This window comes from Kineococcus sp. NPDC059986 (assembly GCF_040702905.1).
Lineage (GTDB): Bacteria > Actinomycetota > Actinomycetes > Actinomycetales > Kineococcaceae > Kineococcus.
Genome location: NZ_JBFBND010000007.1, coordinates 41,210 through 57,845, shown reverse-complemented (window position 1 = coordinate 57,845; position 16,636 = coordinate 41,210). Strand labels below are relative to the sequence as shown.

The window sequence follows — 16,636 nt, the reverse complement described above, 5'->3', positions numbered from 1 at the left end:
CGGTGGGTTCAGGTGAGGCGGGCGCGGGGGTCGAGGAACCCGTAGACGAGGTCGACGACGATGTTCGCGACGACGATGAGGAACGCCGCGAAGAGCGTCGTCCCCAGCAGCAGGGGGAGGTCGAGCTGGCCGACGGCGTCCAGGAGCAGGCTCCCGACGCCGGGCATGCCGAACGTCTTCTCGGTGATGACGGCGCCCCCGAGCAGCCCGCCGAGGTCGAGGCCGAAGAGCGTCACGAGCGGCAGCGTGACGTTGCGCAGGGCGTGCTTGCCGACGACCGTGCGCTCGCGCAGGCCCTTGGCCCGCGCGGTGCGGATGTAGTCCTCCGACAGCACCTCGAGCATCTGCCCGCGGGCCAGCCGCACGTAGACCGCCCCGTTGATGAGCGCGAGGACGATCCACGGCAGCACGAGGTGCCAGGCCCAGTCGAGCGGCGACTGCGTGAGCGCGACGTACCCGCTGACGGGGACGACGTCGAGGGTGAACCCCAGCAGGAGGATGCCGAGCAGCCCGAGCAGGTAGACGGGCGCCGAGACGCCGACGACCGACAGGCCGCCCAGCAGGTGGTCGACGGCCGTTCCGCGGCGCAGCGCCGCGACGACGCCGAGCGCGACGCCGACGACGAGCCACAGGACGGCCGCGCCCAGGGCCAGCGACACCGTCACCGGCAGCCGGTCGGCGATGAGCTGGACGACGGGCGCGGTCTCCTGGAACGAGTAGCCGAAGCACGGGGCCGGGCAGACGACGGCCGTCGCCCCGGTGCCGAACGTGCGGCCCGTGACGATGCCGGCGAGGAACTGCCCGAACTGCTGGTACCAGGGGTGGTCCAGCCCCATGAACCCCTTGGCCAGGGCGAGGTTCTCCGGCGTGCAGGGCCGGCCGCAGGACAGCTGCGCCGGGTCCGAGGGCAGCAGGTTGAAGACGGCGAACGTCACGAACGCCACGACGAGCAGGACACCGGCGCCGCTGGCGAGCCGGAGGAGGACGTACCGGGCGGAGGCCATCAGTGCGCCCCCTCCCGCGCGGTGCGCGGGTCCAGCGCGTCGCGCAGGCCGTCGCCGAGGAGGTTGAACGCCAGGGTCGCGCCGAACAGGGCCAGCCCCGGGAAGACCAGGAGCATCGGGTCGGTCTGCACCCAGGCGATGGCGTCGGAGATCGACCGTCCCCAGCTCGGGGTGGGTGGGCGCACGCCGACGCCGAGGAAGGACAGGGCCGCCTCGAGACCGATGCGCTCGGGGATCGACAGCGTCGCGACGACGACGACCGGCCCCCACAGGTTCGGCACGACGCGTCGCGTCAGCGTCCGCCAGGTCGGCGACCCCATGACCTGCGAGGCGCGGACGAAGTCGCGACGGGCCACGCCCAGCGTCGCCGACCGGACGACGCGGGCCACGCGGGGCCAGCCGAAGAACCCGATGGCGACGACCAGGAGCAGCGTCCGTGGCACCTGCGGGGGTGCGACGGCGCTGAGGGCGATCATGAACACGAGGTAGGGGAAACCGAAGATCACGTCACCGGTCCAGCCGACCACCCGGTCCCACCAGCCGCCCAGGTAGCCCGCGCTCGCGCCGATGACGACCCCGAGCACGACGGCGAGGGCCGTGGCGAGGACCCCGATGAGGAACGACGTCCTCGCCCCGTGCGCCACCATCGCGAACACGTCGCGGCCCGTGAGGGGTTCGACCCCGAACCAGTGCTCGGAACTGATCCCGCCCAGGGGCCCGGCCGGCAACCCGGTCGCGGGGTCGAGGGCGAACTTGTCGTAGGTGTACGGGTCCTGCCCGGTGATCCGCGAGATGAGCGGCGCCGCGAGCGCGAGCAGCACGAACCCCGCGATGAGCACGGCACCGACCGTCGCGGGCCGGCGTTCGACGACGGCCCGCACGAGCGCGGAACGTCGCCACCGGCCGCGCCGGGGGTCGGGGCCGGCCACGGCGCGGACCGGTGGGGGTGGGGGAGCGGTCACAGGTCACCTGGGGGGAGGCACGGGTCGGACGGTCGGGACCAGTGTGACTCAGGTGTAGAGCGTGAACTCCGGGTGGGCACCGGTGAGGAAGTGGTTGCCGACCTCGCGCGCCTTGTACTGCACCGGGTCGTGCAGCGTGTGGGTGCGGACGTTGCGCCAGAACCGGTCGAACCCGTACCTGTTCGACGACGCCCGCGCGCCGGTCACCTCGTAGATCGCCGACGTCGCCTCGACGGCCAGGTCGGAGGAGACGACCTTGAGGGCCGCGATCTCCTCGGCCACCTCGCCGCGTTCGGCCCACGTGAGGTCGGCGCCGCGCGCGTGGGCCTGCGAGAGGGACTCCCCGACGCTGCGACCGAGGGCCTCCGCCGCCCGCAACCGCGCGACGAGGCGGCCGTAGGTGGCGAGGACGTACGGGTCCTCGACGGCGTCCTGGACGTCCGACAGCAGCCACGGCCGGGACGTCGTGCGGGTGTACTCCGCCGCCGTCTCCAGCGCCCCGCGGGTCACCCCGAGGTAGAAGTGCCCGAACGCCGCCTGGATGGCCGGGGTGACGAGGGACCCGAAGGCCCCGCTCGTCGACGCCGAGCCCAGCACGGCGTCCGGGGCGATCCGCACGTCCTCGAACCGCACCGACCCCGACGCCGACAACCGCTGGCCGAGGTTGTCCCAGTCGCCGCCCTTGACGAACCCCGGCGTCTCGCGCGGGACCACGACGAGGAGGTCGCGGCCGTCGTCGGTCAGGCCGCCGACGACGGTGACGTCACCGACGCTCGCCCCGGTGGAGAAGTTCTTGGTGCCGGACAGGATCCAGCCGCCGTCGACCTCGGGGTCCGGCCGCAGCTGCAGGTCCGGGTCGACGGGGTTCACCGAGTCGCCCCACAGCCACTGCTGCTCGGCGGTCGGGACCCCCCACCGCTGCCGGCCCGCGTCGTCGGCCACCCAGACGAGGTTGTGCGCGTTGACGTAGTGGTACGCCAGGAGCTGGGCGATCGACCCGTCGGTGCGGGCGATCTCCTTCACGACGTCGAGCGCGACCGACCACGGCAGCCCCGCACCCCCGATGGACGTCGGGAGCAGGACGGCCGGCAACCCGGCCTTGCGCAGCAGTTCGGCCTCGGTGAAGGGCTCGGCGTTCGCGCGGTCGCGTTCGAGGGCGTCGAGGCCGAGGTGGTTCGCCACGCCGCGGGCGGCGTCCAACACTTCGTCGCGGGCGGCGTCGAGGGCCTGGTCGCGGGTGGTCATGCGGGTCTCCTGGGGTTCTCTGGTCGGGTCAGCGGTTCGAGGCGCGGAAGGCGGCCGCGGGGTGGTCGTCGCGCACGTGGACCTGTCCCTTGCCGTAGATCGTCTCGCGCAGCGTCTCGCCCTCGTACTCCGTCGGGTAGACGCCACGGCGCTGCAGTTCGGGGACGACGAGCTCGACGAGGTCCTCGAACGTCCCGGGCGTGATGGCGTAGGCGCAGTTGAACCCGTCGACGTCGCCGACCTCCATCCACCGCTGCAGCTCGTCGGCCACGGTGGACGGCGACCCGACGACGACCGCGCCCATCCCGCCGATGCCGACCCAGTTCGCGATGTCGCGCGGGGTCCACTTGCGGTCGGGGTCGGCGGTGGAGAACGCCTCGACGGCGCTGCGGACGGCCTGCGTCTCGGCGTACTCCAGCGGCTCGTCCGGCGGGTAGCTCGACAGGTCCAGGCCGCTCCAGCCGCCGTAGAGGTTGAGGGCGCCGTCGTAGGAGACGTACTGCGCGTACTCCTCGTACTTGGCGCGCGCCTCCTCGTCGGTGGGGGCGGTGATGATCGTGACGAGGGTGAAGACCTTGACGCTGCGCGGGTCGCGACCGGCTTGCGCGGCCTGGGCGCGCAACCGGTCGACCCACGGCCGCATGACCTCGGGGCGCGTGGCGGTGTTGAAGATCGCCTCCCCGTGGCGGGCGGCGAACCCGATCCCGCGCGGGGAGGCGCCGGCCTGGAAGATCACCGGGGTGCGCTGGGGCGAGGGGGCGGTCAACCCGATGCCGGGGACGTCGAAGAACTTCCCGTGGTGCTCGATCGGGTGGACCTTCGCGGGGTCGGTGAACACCCCGGCCTCGGCGTCGCGGACGACGGCGTCGTCCTCCCAGGAGCCCTCCCACAGCTTGTAGACGACCTCCATGAACTCCTCGCCGAGCTCGTAGCGCTCGTCGTGGGAGATCTGGGTCGACAGGCCCAGGTTCCTGGCCGCGGACTCCAGGTAGCTCGTCACCACGTTCCAGCCGACCCGGCCGTTCGTGTAGTGGTCCAGCGTCGCCATCTTGCGGGCGAAGGAGTACGGCTGCTCGTAGGTCAGCGACACCGTCACGCCGAACCCGAGGTGCTCGGTCACCGCGCCCATCGCCGAGACGGCGAGCATGGGGTCGCCGACGGGCACCTGGGTCGACTCGCGCAGCGCCGTCTCCGGGCCGCCCTGGTAGACGTCGTAGATCCCCAGGACGTCGGCGATGAAGAGGGAGTCGAACTTGCCGCGTTCGAGGAGCTTGGCGAGTTCCGTCCAGTAGCGGATGTCGTCGAACCGGTGGGACTCGTCGTCCGGGTGGCGCCACAGCCCGGGGGACTGGTGCCCGACGCAGGTCATGTCGAACGCGTTGAGGTGCACCCTGCGGGGTTCGGTCACGGGGGTCTCCATCTCGGGGCGGGTCATTTGACGGCGCCGGCGGACAGTCCGCCGACGAGCCACTTCTGGGCGAGCACGGCGAGCACGTACATCGGGACGATCCCGACGAGCGAGGCCGCCGCCTGCTGGCCGAACTGCACGGTGCGGTCGCCCTGGAACAGGGACAACCCGACCGGGAGGGTCTGGCTGTCGGTGCTCTGGGAGAACGACACGGCGAAGAGGAACTCGTTGTACGACAGGAACAGGCAGATGAGCAGCGCGGCCACCAGGCCCGGGGCGAGCAGCGGCAGCACGAGGCGCACGAGGCCGCCGGTGGTCGACAGCCCGTCCACCCAGCCGGCCTCCTCGATCTCCACCGGGATGCGCCGGACGAAACCGTCCAGCAGCCAGACGGCGACGGGCACGTTCGCCAGGCCGTTGACCAGGACGAGCCCGATGGCGGTGTTCGTCAGGTCCGCCTGCTTGAGCAGGTAGTACAGGGGCAGCACGGCGACGATCGGCGGCGCGCAGTAGCTCGCGAGCAGCACCGTCTGCAGCCGTTCCCCGCGCACCCCGGCGCGGGCCGTGACGTACGCGGCGGGGACCGCCACGAGCGAGGTCAGCACCGTCGCGCCGACGGCGACGACCCAGGAGTTCGCGAGCATCGTCGACAGCGGGACCGTCGAGAACGCCTTCGAGAAGTTCGACCACACGAAGACGCTGGGAAGCCAGCCGCCGTTGGCGATGTCGTCGACGCTGCGCAGCGACAGCGAGACGAGGAACAGCAGCGGCAGCAGCGCCACGAACGCGACGACCGCGAGGACGACGCGGATCCCCCCGCGGCGCAACGTCGCCGCCGGGGTCGTCGCACGCCGGGCGCTCGGAACCGTCGTCGCGCTCACTGGTCGGCCTTCACGGCGCGCGCCCGCAGCAGCGTGACGACGGTGGTCAGGACACCCACGACGAGGCCGAAGACGAGGGTCTCCGCCGCCGCCGTGCCGATCTCGTAGCTGCCGCGCATGCCCGTCCTGAAGATCTCGAAGCTGGAGACGATGGTGGAGACGCCCGGCCCGCCCTGGGTCACGACCGTCACGAGGTCGAACACCTTGAGCCCGATGACGAGTTCGAGCAGGAGCACCGAGAACACGTTCGGCGCGACGACGGGCCACACGACGTTCGTGAACGACCGGAACGCGCCGGCCCCGTCGAGGGCGGCCGCTTCGCGCAGTTCCTCGGGAACCCCGAGCAGTGCCGCGAACACGAGCAGCGTGACGAGCGGGGTCCACTGCCAGACGTGCATGACGACGAGGGCGCCGAACGCACCCACGCTGTCGCCCAACGGGTTCGCCCCGGGGAACCCCAGGGCGGAGAACAACCCGCCGAACGCGCCGCCGACGGGGGCGAGCATGAGCTTCCACGCCACCCCGACCATGACGGGCGGGGTGACGAGCGGTAGCAGGAGGACCGTCCCGACGACGCCGAAGCGCGTCCCGCGGGCGTGCAGCAGCAGGGCCAGCAGCACGCCGATCAGCGTGGCCGCGAGGGCGGCGACGACGGCGAACACGACCGACCGGACCAGGGAGCCGGCGAACGCGAGGGACCCCCACGCGTCCACGAAGTTCTCCGTCCCGGTGAACCGCTGCAGCGGTCGGGCCAGCGAGGACTTCGTCACCGCCAGCGCGACGACGAACAGCGTGGGGTAGACGAGCATGAGGGCGAGCCCGGCCAGGCTGGGCGCCGCCAGCCAGGTCGAGACGTGCCCGGGCCGGTGCCGGCCGGGGACCGCCCGCCGGCCTCCGGGAGCGGATCCGCGGCGGGGCCTCGGGACCCCGGCCCGCGTCCGTTCCCCGCGCTGTTCGTCGAGCTGCGTCATCCGAGTTCCTTCTCCCAGCTCTCCGCGGCCTTGTCGAGCGCGGCCTGCGGCGGCGTCTGCCCCTGGATCGCGAGCGCCAGCTGGTCGACGAGGTCCTGCAGCGCCTTCGGGGCGCCCTGCCGGCTCGGCCACGCCAGCGGCGTGCCGTCCAGGCCCTCGCGGATGACGTCGGTGGCCTTGCCGGCCGCCTGCGCGTACGAGTCCGCGTCGAGCACCGACTTGCGGGCCGGGTCGATGCCCGAACCGGCGGTCGAGGCGAGCAGGAGGTTGTTCTCCTTGTTCGTCGCCCACTCCACGAAGGCCGCCGCCTTGTCCTGCTGCTTCGAGGCGCTCGACACCCCGAGGCCGAAGCCCGCGTCGAGGGCCGTGCGCGGCGTCGTGTTCTTCCCGCCGACCGGCAGCGTGACGACGCCCCACTTGTCGACGATCTTCGAGCTCGACGGGTCCTGCGCCTTGAGGCCGAGGTCGGTCCAGGTGTCGAGCATGGCGCCCTGCCCGGACAGGAAGGCCGAGTTGGCCTGGTCGAAGCCCGTCTGCAGCGGCGTCGGCAGGGCGGAGGGGGAGACGTCGATGAGGTGCTGCAGCGCCGCGAGGCCCTCCTCGCCCGCGAAGGCGGGCTTGCCGTCGGAGTCCACGAGCGTCCCGCCGTAGCCCGCGAGACGGTTGATGAAGGAGCAGCCCAGGATCATCGGGACCTGCTGCCCCTCGACGATGGCGCCGTAGACCGCGCCGCCGGAGTCCTTGGTGATCTTCTCGGCGGCCGCGTCGTACTCGTCCCAGGTCTTCGGCGGCTCCACGCCGTACCGCTCGAAGACCTCGGCGTTGTAGTAGAGGACGTGGGTGTCGCCGTCGAAGGGCAGGCCGTACCGCTTGCCGTCGATGAGCGTGTACGGGTCGTAGATCGACGGGAGGAAGTCGTCCGTGCCGATCTCGCCGTTGGCGCCGATCCACTCGGTGAGGTCGACGAGGGCGTCGGCGTTCACCAGCTCGCCCAGGCCGAAGTAGAAGTAGTCGAAGACGTCGAACTCGCCGTCGCCGCCCTGCACGTCGAGGATCTGCTTGCTCGTCAGCTGGTCGTAGGGGACGGCCGTGACATCGAGCTTGCCGCCGAACTCGTCGGCGAACTTCTTCCCGAGCAGGTCCGTGAAGGCCAGCACGTGCGGCTGGTTGACCATGAGCTTGAGCGTCGCGCCCTTGAGGTCGACGGCCTTCTGCGCGGCCAGACCCGACGCGGCGGACCCCTCGCCGCAGGCCGCGAGGGTGCCGGTGGCGGCCAGGGCGCCGACCCCGAGGGCGCCGGACAGGATGCGGCGGCGGCTGGCGACGAGGCGGGCGGCGGCCGACGGGGCGGGCTGGGGCAGGGGGGTGCGACGGGGCGCGGACATGGCGGTGCTCCGGGGGTAGGCGGACGGGACGTCCGTCGGGGGGTGCGCGCGGAACGGCGCGCTCGTGCGGTGCGGGGAGGGCGGGGCGATGGCCCCGGGGACGTGCGGCGGCCGGTCAGGCTGCGGCTGACGTCCCCTGGTGCGCCGAGGAGCCCGGGCGACAGACCATCGAGGCCGTGCGCGCGAGGTCGACGTGGTAACGCCGGGTCAGACGGGTACGGCTGTGCATCGCGAGTCCTCCATCGTCCCTGGCGGGAGCACCTGCCGCTCACGCGGTGGTTGCTGTGGCGTCGTCGAGCCAGGACTCTCGGCCACTCTGGATGGTGTTGGTCGCAGCGTAGCGGACCCCCTGCCCTTCCGGGAACGTTCCGAGAGGCGCCGGCGGTGGGCGCGAGTGCGCAGGGTCACGGCGGGCGGGCTGTGCGGCACCGGGCTGTGCCACACTGAAGACGGTCGCGCGTTCCCCGACACCGGGCGGGCGGCCCGCCGTCGAGACCGTCGCCTGGTGCGTGGGTCCCGGGCAGCGCCGCGGTCTGGTGGAAGGACCTCGCTGGCGCCCCGGCCCGTTCCCCTGACGACGACCGCCGGCGGCTCCGGGGGGAGCACGCGTCGCGCGACCCCTCCGGTGCACCAGGACTTCCGTCGGGTGCGGGTCGACCCGCCCGGCGATTCCGACAAGGACGCCCGAGCGTCCGCGGGGGACGACCGGTGGCGCGGAAGCTGCGGGCGAAGCGGAGCACACCCGTGACCAGCACACCCGACGAGAACACGACGACCGACGGCGCGACGACCGCGTCCGCGACGGGCACCGGGGCGACGCGGCCCCGCCGCCGTCGCGCCGCGAGCAGGCCGGCCGGTCCGCCCGCCCACGTGGACGCGACCACCGACGAGACCACCGCCGAGAACACCAGTGACGGCGCAGCGGTCGCCGCCCCCGTGGCGGAGACCCCGGTCACCCCGGACGTCGCCAGCGAGCCCGCGCCCGAGGCGACCCCCGAGGTGACCCCGGACGCGGAGGCTCCCGCCCCGCGGCGACGGGCCCGCCGCGCCGTCCGCAAGGTCGCGGCGCCCGAGACGCCCGCCGCCGAAGCGCGCACCGAGACCCCGGCAGTCGCGGAGACCCCGGCAGTCGCGGAGACCCCGGCAGTCGCGGAGATCCCGGCAGTCGCGGAGACCGGTGCCGTCGCCGCCCCTGCCGACACCCCCGCCGAGGACGTCCCGGTGGAGGTCACCGCGCCCCCGCGTCGGCGTCGTGCGCGCAAGTCGGCCGGCACGCCGGCCCCCGTGGAGACCCCCGCCGCGGAACCCGCCGTGGAGCCGGTCGTCGCGGCCGCCGCCGACGCGCCCGTGGAGGAAGCCCCCGTCGAGGCCCCCCTCGAGGCCCCCGTCGACGCCCCGGTCGAGACCCCCGCGGAGGCGCCGACCGAGCCCTCCGACCTCATGGACGACCCGGTCCTGGTGCGCGCGGCCGGCTTCGCCCGCGGCGCCCGCCGCCGGGACGCGGTCGCCGAGACCACCCCCGAGCGGACCACCGACGCCGCGGCCCGCGCGACGGCTCTCTTCTTCCAGGCCCCGGACGCCGAGACCCCCTCGCGTCGCCGTCGCGCCTCCGCCCCCGCGGGCCCGCCGCCCGCGGCCCGTGCGGACGAGCACGGCGACCAGGTCGACGAGGTCGACGACCTCGAGGACACCACCCACGACGTGCGCTCGCGCGACGACGAGGTGCTCGACAGCCTGCGCGACCTGCGTCGTTCCCGTGGTGTGCGCCGCCCGCAGACCGAGGACGCCGACGAGGCGGACGACGACGAGGACGCCGAGGACCAGAACGAGGACGACGAGTCCGACGAGGACGACGACGACACGCGCGACGAGGACGGTGGCGCACCGCGCCGTCGTCGTCGCCGCGGGGGCCGCGGCCGTCGCAGCCGCGGCCGCGACGGCGGGGACGAGCGCGACGACCCGGACGCCGAGGACTCCACCACCGACGGCGGCTCCGCCGAGGACGACGAGGACTCCGACGACGCGGCCGAAGGCTCCGAGGACGGCGACGAGCAGTCCGGCTCCTCGCGCCGCCGTCGCCGTCGTCGCCGTCGCGGGGGCTCCGGCGAGTCCGAGGACGTCGCCGGCGACGACCCGCCGAACACCGTCACCCGCGTCCGCGAACCGCGCCGTCCGCGCAGCACGGCCGCCGCGAGCACTCCTGGCACGGGCGAGGACGAGATCACCGCGCTGCGCGGCTCGACCCGGCTCGAGGCCAAGAAGCAGCGCCGCCGCGAGGGCCGCGAGGCCGGCCGCAAGCGCGCCATCCTCACCGAGGCCGAGTTCCTCGCGCGCCGCGAGGCCGTCGAACGGGTCATGGTCGTGCGCCAGCAGGACGACCGCACCCAGATCGGCGTCCTCGAGGACGGCATCCTCGTCGAGCACTACGGCGCCAAGCAGGCGCAGACGACCATGGTCGGCAACGTGTACCTCGGCCGCGTCCAGAACGTGCTGCCGAGCATGGAGGCCGCGTTCGTCGACGTCGGCAAGGGCCGCAACGCCGTCCTGTACGCCGGTGAGGTCAACTGGGACGCAGCCGGGCTCGAGGGGCAGCCGCGGCGCATCGAGGCCGCGCTGAAGTCGGGCGACCCCGTCCTCGTCCAGGTCACCAAGGACCCGGTGGGGCACAAGGGGGCCCGTCTGACGAGCCAGGTCTCGCTGCCCGGTCGCTACCTGGTCTACGTCCCGCGCGGGTCGATGACCGGGATCTCCCGCAAGCTGCCCGACACCGAGCGTGCGCGGCTGAAGAAGGTCCTCAAGGAGGTCGTGCCGCAGGGCGCGGGCGTCATCGTCCGCACCGCGGCCGAGGGCGTCCACGAGGACGAGCTGCGCGCCGACGTCCAGCGCCTGCAGGCGACCTGGGAGGCCATCCAGGCCAAGTCCCAGAGCAAGAACGCGCCGCTGCTGCTGCACGGCGAGCCGGACCTCACGGTCCGCGTCGTCCGCGACGTGTTCAACGAGGACTTCACCAAGGTCGTCGTCTCCGGCGAGCAGGCCTGGGACGCCGTCCACGGGTACGTCGCCGACGTCGCCCCGGACCTCGGCGAGCGCCTCGAGCGCTGGGAGGGGTCGCAGGACGTCTTCGCGGCCCACCGGATCGACGAGCAGCTGCAGAAGGCGCTGGGCCGCAAGGTCTGGCTGCCCTCGGGCGGTTCCCTCGTCATCGACCCGACCGAGGCCATGCACGTCATCGACGTGAACACCGGGAAGTTCACCGGGGCCGGCGGGACGCTCGAGGAGACCGTCACGCGGAACAACCTCGAGGCCGCGGAGGAGATCGTCCGGCAGCTGCGGCTGCGGGACATCGGCGGGATCATCGTCATCGACTTCATCGACATGGTCCTGGAGTCCAACCGCGACCTCGTCCTGCGCCGGCTCGTGGAGTGCCTGGGCCGGGACCGGACCAAGCACCAGGTCGCCGAGGTGACGTCGCTGGGCCTCGTCCAGATGACGCGCAAGCGCACCGGTCAGGGCCTGGCCGCCGTCCTGGAGGAGCTCGACGCGGCCGCCGACGCGAACCCCGCGCCGCAGCCGCAGCCCGTCTCCTCGGGCGGCGGGAACAGCGGCGGCGGTGGCACCGGCGGCGGGAACAACGGCGGGGGCACCGGCGGTGCTGCGAACGGCAGCGGGAACGGCTCGGGCAAGTCCCGTCGCCGCCGCGGTCGCGACCGCTCCACCGAGGACGCGGGCCGTCCCGAGGGGGCCGAGGCGGCCGAGGGCGGCCCCGAGGGCAAGGGCGAGGAGCCGCCCAAGGACTCCGCCGTGCTCGCCGCCATCGCCGCCGTCGCGGCGGCCGGCCGGCGGGAACGGGACACCTCCGCCCCCGAGCCGGCCTCGCCGGCGGGGGAGTGAGGGCGTCGTTTTGACCCCGGGGGCAGGCGTTCCGTACGCTTACCCCTTGGTGCGCCGTCGTGCGCGAGCCTCGGACTGCGTGTGCGGTCCGGTGGCGTTCCAGTTCGTGACGAGAGAAACGGGTTCGTTGTGGTGTACGCCATCGTCCGCGCCGGCGGCCGGCAGGAGAAGGTCTCGGTCGGCGACGTGCTGACCATCGACCGGGTCCCCGTGGCCAGCGGGGAGACGCTGCAGCTGCAGCCCTTGCTCCTCGTCGACGGCGAGACCGTCACTCACGACGCTTCGGCGCTCGCGGGTGTCAAGGTCGTCGCCGAGGTGGTCGAGGAGGCCAAGGGCCCCAAGATCACCATCCTCAAGTACAAGAACAAGACCGGGTACCGCAAGCGTCAGGGTCACCGCGCGAAGCTCACCCGCGTCAAGATCACCAGCATCGGGGCGTGACGTCAGATGGCACACAAGAAGGGCGCGAGCTCCTCGCGCAACGGTCGTGACTCCGCCGCGCAGCGCCTCGGTGTGAAGCGCTTCGGCGGCCAGGTCGTCAGCGCGGGCGAGATCATCGTCCGCCAGCGCGGCACCCACTTCCACCCCGGTGCGGGTGTGGGCCGCGGTGGCGACGACACGCTGTTCGCGCTGATCCCGGGGGCCGTCGAGTTCGGCACCCGTCGTGGTCGCAAGGTCGTCAACATCGTCGCTGGCGAGTGACGACGCACGAGTCGTGAACACGAGGGGCGGACCGGAGTGATCCGGTCCGCCCTTCGTGCGTTCCACCCGCACGTCCCCCCAGTTCGAGGAGAAGAACACCATGTCGACGCACTTCGTCGATCGCGTCGTGCTGCACGCGTCCGGCGGTGACGGCGGCAACGGGTGCGCCTCGGTGCACCGCGAGAAGTTCAAGCCCCTCGGCGGGCCCGACGGCGGCAACGGGGGCCGCGGCGGTGACGTCGTCCTCGAGGTCGACCCGCAGGTGACGACGCTGCTGGACCTGCACCGCCGCCCGCACCGCAGCGCGCCCGACGGCCGGTTCGGCATGGGCAGCCACCGCAGCGGGGCCGAGGGCGACGACCTCGTCATCGGCGTCCCGGACGGGACGATCGTCCGGTCGTCCTCGGGGGAGCTGCTGGCCGACATGGTCGGTCCCGGCACCCGCTACGTCGTGGCGCCCGGCGGCCGCGGCGGCCTGGGCAACGCGGCGCTCGCGACGACCAAGCGCAAGGCGCCCGGGTTCGCGCTGCTCGGCGAGCCGGGTGAGGCCGCCGACGTCGTGCTCGAGCTCAAGACGCTCGCCGACGTCGCCCTCGTGGGCTTCCCGAGCGCGGGCAAGTCCAGCCTCGTCGCGGCCATGTCCGCAGCGCGACCCAAGATCGCCGACTACCCCTTCACGACGCTCGTCCCGAACCTCGGCGTCGTCGAGGCCGGGTCGACCCGCTTCACGGTCGCCGACGTCCCCGGGCTCATCCCCGGCGCGAGCGAGGGTCGCGGCCTCGGGCTCGACTTCCTGCGCCACGTGGAGCGTTGCGTGGCGCTCGTCCACGTCCTGGACGGGGCGACGCTGGAGTCCGACCGCGACCCGGTGAGCGACCTCGAGGCGATCGAGAAGGAACTCGCGGCCTACACCGTCGACGACGGCACGGTGCCGCTGCAGGACCGCCCGCGCATCGTCGTCATCAACAAGGCCGACGTGCCGGACGCGGTCGACATGGCCGAGATCGTTCGCGAGGACCTCGAGAAGCGCGGCGCCCCCGTCTTCGTCGTGTCCGCCGTCGCCCGCACGGGACTGCGCGAGCTGTCGTTCGCCATGGCCGAGCTCGTCGCCGCCTCCCGCGCGGCCACCCCCGAGGCGGTGCCCACCCGGATCGTCCTCAACCCGCCCGCCGTCGACGCCTCCGGCTTCACGGTCACGCGCGAGGAGTACGGCGACCCCGAGAACCTGCAGGTCCGGTTCCGCGTGCGCGGTGAGAAGCCGCGCCGCTGGGTGCGCCAGACGGACTTCAACAACGACGAGGCCGTCGGATACCTCGCCGACCGCCTCGCGCGCCTCGGCGTCGAGGACGAGCTCTTCAAGAAGGGCGCGACCCCGGGCGCCGAGGTGGTCATCGGCGACGACGCGAACGCGGTCGTCTTCGACTGGGAGCCGACGATGGTCGCGGGTGCCGAGGTGCTCGGGCAGCGCGGGTCGGACCTGCGCCTGGAGGACCAGTCGCGGCCCACCCGTTCGGCCAAGCGCGAGGAGGAGCGCGAACGGCGCGCCGCCAAGGCCGCCGCCCGCGGCGAGCTCGAGACCGAGCGCCTCGCCGGGCACTGGACCGCCGACGACGAGGACTGAGGGACGCGGCGTGGGCGGATCCACCACGGCCGCGTCCGCGGCCCCGGGGTCCTCGTCGGTCGTCCGCCGGCAGGACCTGGCGGGGGCGCGCCGCGTCGTCGTCAAGGTGGGCTCGTCCTCGCTGACGAGCGCGGCCGGTGGGCTGGACGCGACCCGGCTCGACGCCCTCGTCGACGTCCTGGCTCGCCGCCGGGTGGGCGGTGGTGACGTCGTCCTCGTCTCCTCCGGGGCCATCGCGGCCGGTCTCGCGCCCCTGGGGCTGCGCAAGCGCCCGCGCGACCTCGCCAGCCAGCAGGCCGCCGCCAGCGTCGGCCAGGGGCTGCTGCTCGCCGAGTACGCGCGCGCCTTCGGGCACGCCGGGCTGACGGTCGGGCAGGTCCTGCTGACGGCCGAGGACGTCGTGCGCCGCACCCACTACGGCAACGCCCAGCGCACGCTGGAACGGTTGCTGAGCCTGGGGGTCGTACCGGTCGTCAACGAGAACGACACCGTGGCCACCCACGAGATCCGCTTCGGCGACAACGACCGGCTCGCCGCGCTCGTCGCGCACCTCGTGCGGGCCGACGCCCTCGTGCTGCTCTCCGATGTCGACGCCCTCTACGATGCCCCGCCCTCGCAGCCGGGGGCGCGGCGCATCGCGCACGTGCGCGGGCCCGAGGACCTGGCCGACGTGACGGTCGGGTCGGCGGGTGCGGCGGGCGTCGGCACAGGGGGCATGACGACGAAGGTCGAGGCCGCGGGCATCGCCACGTCCGCGGGGGTCCCGACCCTCGTGACGTCGGCCGCGCTGGCCGCGCAGGCCCTCGGCGGCGACGACGTCGGGACGTGGTTCTCGGTGCCGGCCTCGCGGGCGGCCCGGCGCAGCACACGTCAGCTGTGGCTCGCGCACGCGGCCGCCCCGGCGGGGCGGCTCGTCCTGGACGACGGGGCCGTGCGCGCGGTGCGGTCGAACCGGTCCTCGCTGCTGCCCGCGGGGGTCGTCGGCCTGTCCGGACGGTTCCGTGCGGGTGATCCGGTCGACCTCGTCGACGGAAACGGCCACGCCGTGGCGCGCGGGCTGGTGAACTACTCCTCGGAGGAGTTGCCGGACCTGCTCGGGCGCACGACGCGCGAACTGGCTCGGCAGTGGGGTCCGGCGTACGAGCGCGAGGTCGTGCACCGGGACCACCTGGTCCTCCTGGGACGCTGAGGCAGACCGGCGGCCGGTGCGAACGGAAGGGACCGTGGTGGGCGAGTCGATGCCCTTGTGGTCGGTGACGCTGACGGTGGCCGGGCACGCGACCGACGTGGCGGAGGTGCGGTCCGCCCTGGACCGGCTGCTGACCGAGCACCCCTTCCTCTCGAGCGTGCGGTACAGCGCGACGCGCGCCGAGCTGCGCTACTGGGACGAGGCCCGCGACGTGGACGACGCGGCCGCCATGGCGCTGCGCTTGTGGCCCGAGCACCGGGTGAGCGCGGGGCTGCCGAACTGGTCGGTCGCGGGCATCGAGGTCGTCGACCGCGCGACGGTGGAGCACCGCGTCGAGGCCCAGGCCGCCTCCCGGCACCGCCGCCCCGCGCGCCGGGCCCGCTCCCTCGACCTCATCGGTGACATCGCGCCCTGGTGACCCCGGGACGGTCCGGCTCACGACGAGGTGTTGCCCGGGCGGTGCGCCAGACCCTGACCACGTCGGACTCGGCAGCTGGGGGAGTCGTGTGTGGACGGGTGGGCGCTGGGTCGGTGACGACGAGGACCTGCTGCTGACCTCCAGTGCTGATCGCAGAACGCGGGATGACCGCGCAATCGTCGTGCTCACGGGCCCGGGCTCGTCACACCGAGACGATCTCGATGAGCTGGTCTGCGCCTTTGAGGTCTGCGGCGTTGCGGGTGTAGAGCCGAGCGTCGTGTGCGTGGGCCGTTGCGGCGATGAGCAGGTCCATCGTTCGAGCGCGCGGTTGCCGGCCCGCTGCGACAACCGCAGCGGCCAGGTGCCCGTAGCTGGCGGCGACGGCTTCGTCCAAGGGCAGGGCGTCGAACCGTCGTTGCAGGAGGGACAGGCGTCGCAACCGTTCAGCTCTGACCGCCGGGTCGGTCGTGACCAGGACGCCGAAGTGCAGTTCGGCCAGCGTCGCGGAGCTGATGGCCAGTTCTCCGGGGAGGGGACCGATGTCGCGGGCGATGACGACACTGGTGTCCATGACCGCTCTCACCGCGGCTCCCAAGGGTCGCGAATCTCGGAGTCGATGAGGTCTCGGTCCTGCTCCCACGTCGGGTCCGCGGGGCCGGAGAAGAGCTCTTCGATGTCGCTCCAGGTGCGCCAGGACCGTGCGTTGGCGGGGACGAGTCGAGCGCTGGCTCGGCCGGCCACGGTGATGGTGACCTCTTCGCCTGCTTCGACGCGACGGACGAGGTCGGAGGCTTGTTGGCGCAGCTCGCGAAGGCCGACGACTGTCATGGAGCCAAGGTAGCACTTGTGCTACATCGTGGGGTTGGGTCGTGACTGGGATCCAGCATGCGACGGATCGCGGGATGACCGTGCGCTTCGCGCGCACCGCGAGATGACCGTGAGGTGGCGCCGGCATGGGC

The 16,636-nt window shown here is 73.3% G+C and carries 15 protein-coding genes and 1 riboswitch; of the genes, 6 read left to right on the top strand and 9 right to left on the bottom strand.

Annotated elements, in window-relative coordinates; translation table 11 throughout:
* Positions 1 to 8 precede the first annotated feature (8 nt).
* The 7 genes from AB0637_RS07555 to AB0637_RS07525 all read right to left on the bottom strand — a co-directional run bounded on the left by AB0637_RS07555 (position 9) and on the right by AB0637_RS07525 (position 7,856).
* A complete protein-coding gene (locus AB0637_RS07555) occupies positions 9 to 1,004 on the bottom strand; it encodes an ABC transporter permease (protein ID WP_366170930.1) in 996 nt (331 codons plus the stop codon).
* Positions 1,004 to 1,885, bottom strand: coding sequence for an ABC transporter permease (locus tag AB0637_RS07550; RefSeq protein WP_366171085.1), 882 nt, complete (start codon positions 1,883 to 1,885; stop codon positions 1,004 to 1,006). The genes AB0637_RS07555 and AB0637_RS07550 overlap by 1 nt, the downstream gene beginning before the upstream one ends.
* A 129-nt stretch (positions 1,886 to 2,014) precedes the next feature.
* Positions 2,015 to 3,211, bottom strand: coding sequence for an acyl-CoA dehydrogenase family protein (locus AB0637_RS07545; RefSeq protein ID WP_366170928.1), 1,197 nt, complete (start codon positions 3,209 to 3,211; stop codon positions 2,015 to 2,017).
* 28 nt (positions 3,212 to 3,239) lie between these two features.
* Positions 3,240 to 4,619 (bottom strand): LLM class flavin-dependent oxidoreductase, encoded by a 1,380-nt coding sequence (locus AB0637_RS07540; protein WP_366170926.1) that lies wholly within the window; start codon positions 4,617 to 4,619, stop codon positions 3,240 to 3,242.
* A gap of 23 nt (positions 4,620 to 4,642) precedes the next feature.
* The gene (locus AB0637_RS07535; RefSeq protein WP_366170924.1) at positions 4,643 to 5,500 is read right to left on the bottom strand and encodes a carbohydrate ABC transporter permease; all 858 of its coding nucleotides are present in this window, start codon (positions 5,498 to 5,500) and stop codon (positions 4,643 to 4,645) included.
* On the bottom strand, positions 5,497 to 6,471 hold the full coding sequence (locus tag AB0637_RS07530) for a sugar ABC transporter permease (RefSeq protein ID WP_366170922.1): 975 nt from the start codon (positions 6,469 to 6,471) through the stop codon (positions 5,497 to 5,499). The genes AB0637_RS07535 and AB0637_RS07530 overlap by 4 nt, the downstream gene beginning before the upstream one ends.
* A complete protein-coding gene (locus AB0637_RS07525; protein ID WP_366170920.1) occupies positions 6,468 to 7,856 on the bottom strand; it encodes a sugar ABC transporter substrate-binding protein in 1,389 nt (462 codons plus the stop codon). Before AB0637_RS07525 ends, AB0637_RS07530 begins: the two co-directional genes overlap by 4 nt.
* A gap of 236 nt (positions 7,857 to 8,092) precedes the next feature.
* Positions 8,093 to 8,183: riboswitch (SAM riboswitch) on the bottom strand.
* Positions 8,184 to 8,600: 417 nt separating this feature from the next.
* Between AB0637_RS07525 and AB0637_RS07520 the strand changes: the two genes are divergently transcribed.
* The 6 genes from AB0637_RS07520 to AB0637_RS07495 all read left to right on the top strand — a co-directional run bounded on the left by AB0637_RS07520 (position 8,601) and on the right by AB0637_RS07495 (position 15,677).
* Positions 8,601 to 11,747: an Rne/Rng family ribonuclease gene (locus AB0637_RS07520; RefSeq protein ID WP_366170918.1), complete on the top strand. Its 3,147-nt coding sequence runs from the start codon at positions 8,601 to 8,603 to the stop codon at positions 11,745 to 11,747.
* Between the two features lie 129 nt (positions 11,748 to 11,876).
* Positions 11,877 to 12,188: a 50S ribosomal protein L21 gene (gene rplU, locus AB0637_RS07515; RefSeq protein ID WP_179749490.1), complete on the top strand. Its 312-nt coding sequence runs from the start codon at positions 11,877 to 11,879 to the stop codon at positions 12,186 to 12,188.
* 6 nt (positions 12,189 to 12,194) lie between these two features.
* Positions 12,195 to 12,449 carry a 50S ribosomal protein L27 gene (gene rpmA / locus AB0637_RS07510; RefSeq protein WP_366170916.1) on the top strand — a complete coding sequence of 85 codons (255 nt, stop codon included), beginning with the start codon at positions 12,195 to 12,197 and terminating at the stop codon, positions 12,447 to 12,449.
* Positions 12,450 to 12,549: 100 nt separating this feature from the next.
* Positions 12,550 to 14,070 (top strand): GTPase ObgE, encoded by a 1,521-nt coding sequence (gene obgE / locus AB0637_RS07505; RefSeq protein ID WP_366171083.1) that lies wholly within the window; start codon positions 12,550 to 12,552, stop codon positions 14,068 to 14,070.
* A gap of 76 nt (positions 14,071 to 14,146) precedes the next feature.
* The gene (gene proB / locus AB0637_RS07500; protein WP_366171081.1) at positions 14,147 to 15,259 is read left to right on the top strand and encodes a glutamate 5-kinase; all 1,113 of its coding nucleotides are present in this window, start codon (positions 14,147 to 14,149) and stop codon (positions 15,257 to 15,259) included.
* Positions 15,260 to 15,296: 37 nt separating this feature from the next.
* Positions 15,297 to 15,677, top strand: coding sequence for a hypothetical protein (locus AB0637_RS07495; RefSeq protein WP_366170914.1), 381 nt, complete (start codon positions 15,297 to 15,299; stop codon positions 15,675 to 15,677).
* Between the two features lie 202 nt (positions 15,678 to 15,879).
* Here the strand turns inward: AB0637_RS07495 and AB0637_RS07490 are convergent, their stop codons facing one another.
* Together AB0637_RS07490 and AB0637_RS07485 are read right to left on the bottom strand one after the other, a co-directional pair.
* Positions 15,880 to 16,248: a PIN domain-containing protein gene (locus AB0637_RS07490; protein ID WP_366170912.1), complete on the bottom strand. Its 369-nt coding sequence runs from the start codon at positions 16,246 to 16,248 to the stop codon at positions 15,880 to 15,882.
* An 8-nt stretch (positions 16,249 to 16,256) separates the two neighbouring features.
* Complete coding sequence (locus AB0637_RS07485; protein ID WP_366170910.1) at positions 16,257 to 16,505, bottom strand: type II toxin-antitoxin system prevent-host-death family antitoxin; 249 nt, start codon at positions 16,503 to 16,505, stop codon at positions 16,257 to 16,259.
* Positions 16,506 to 16,636 lie beyond the last annotated feature (131 nt).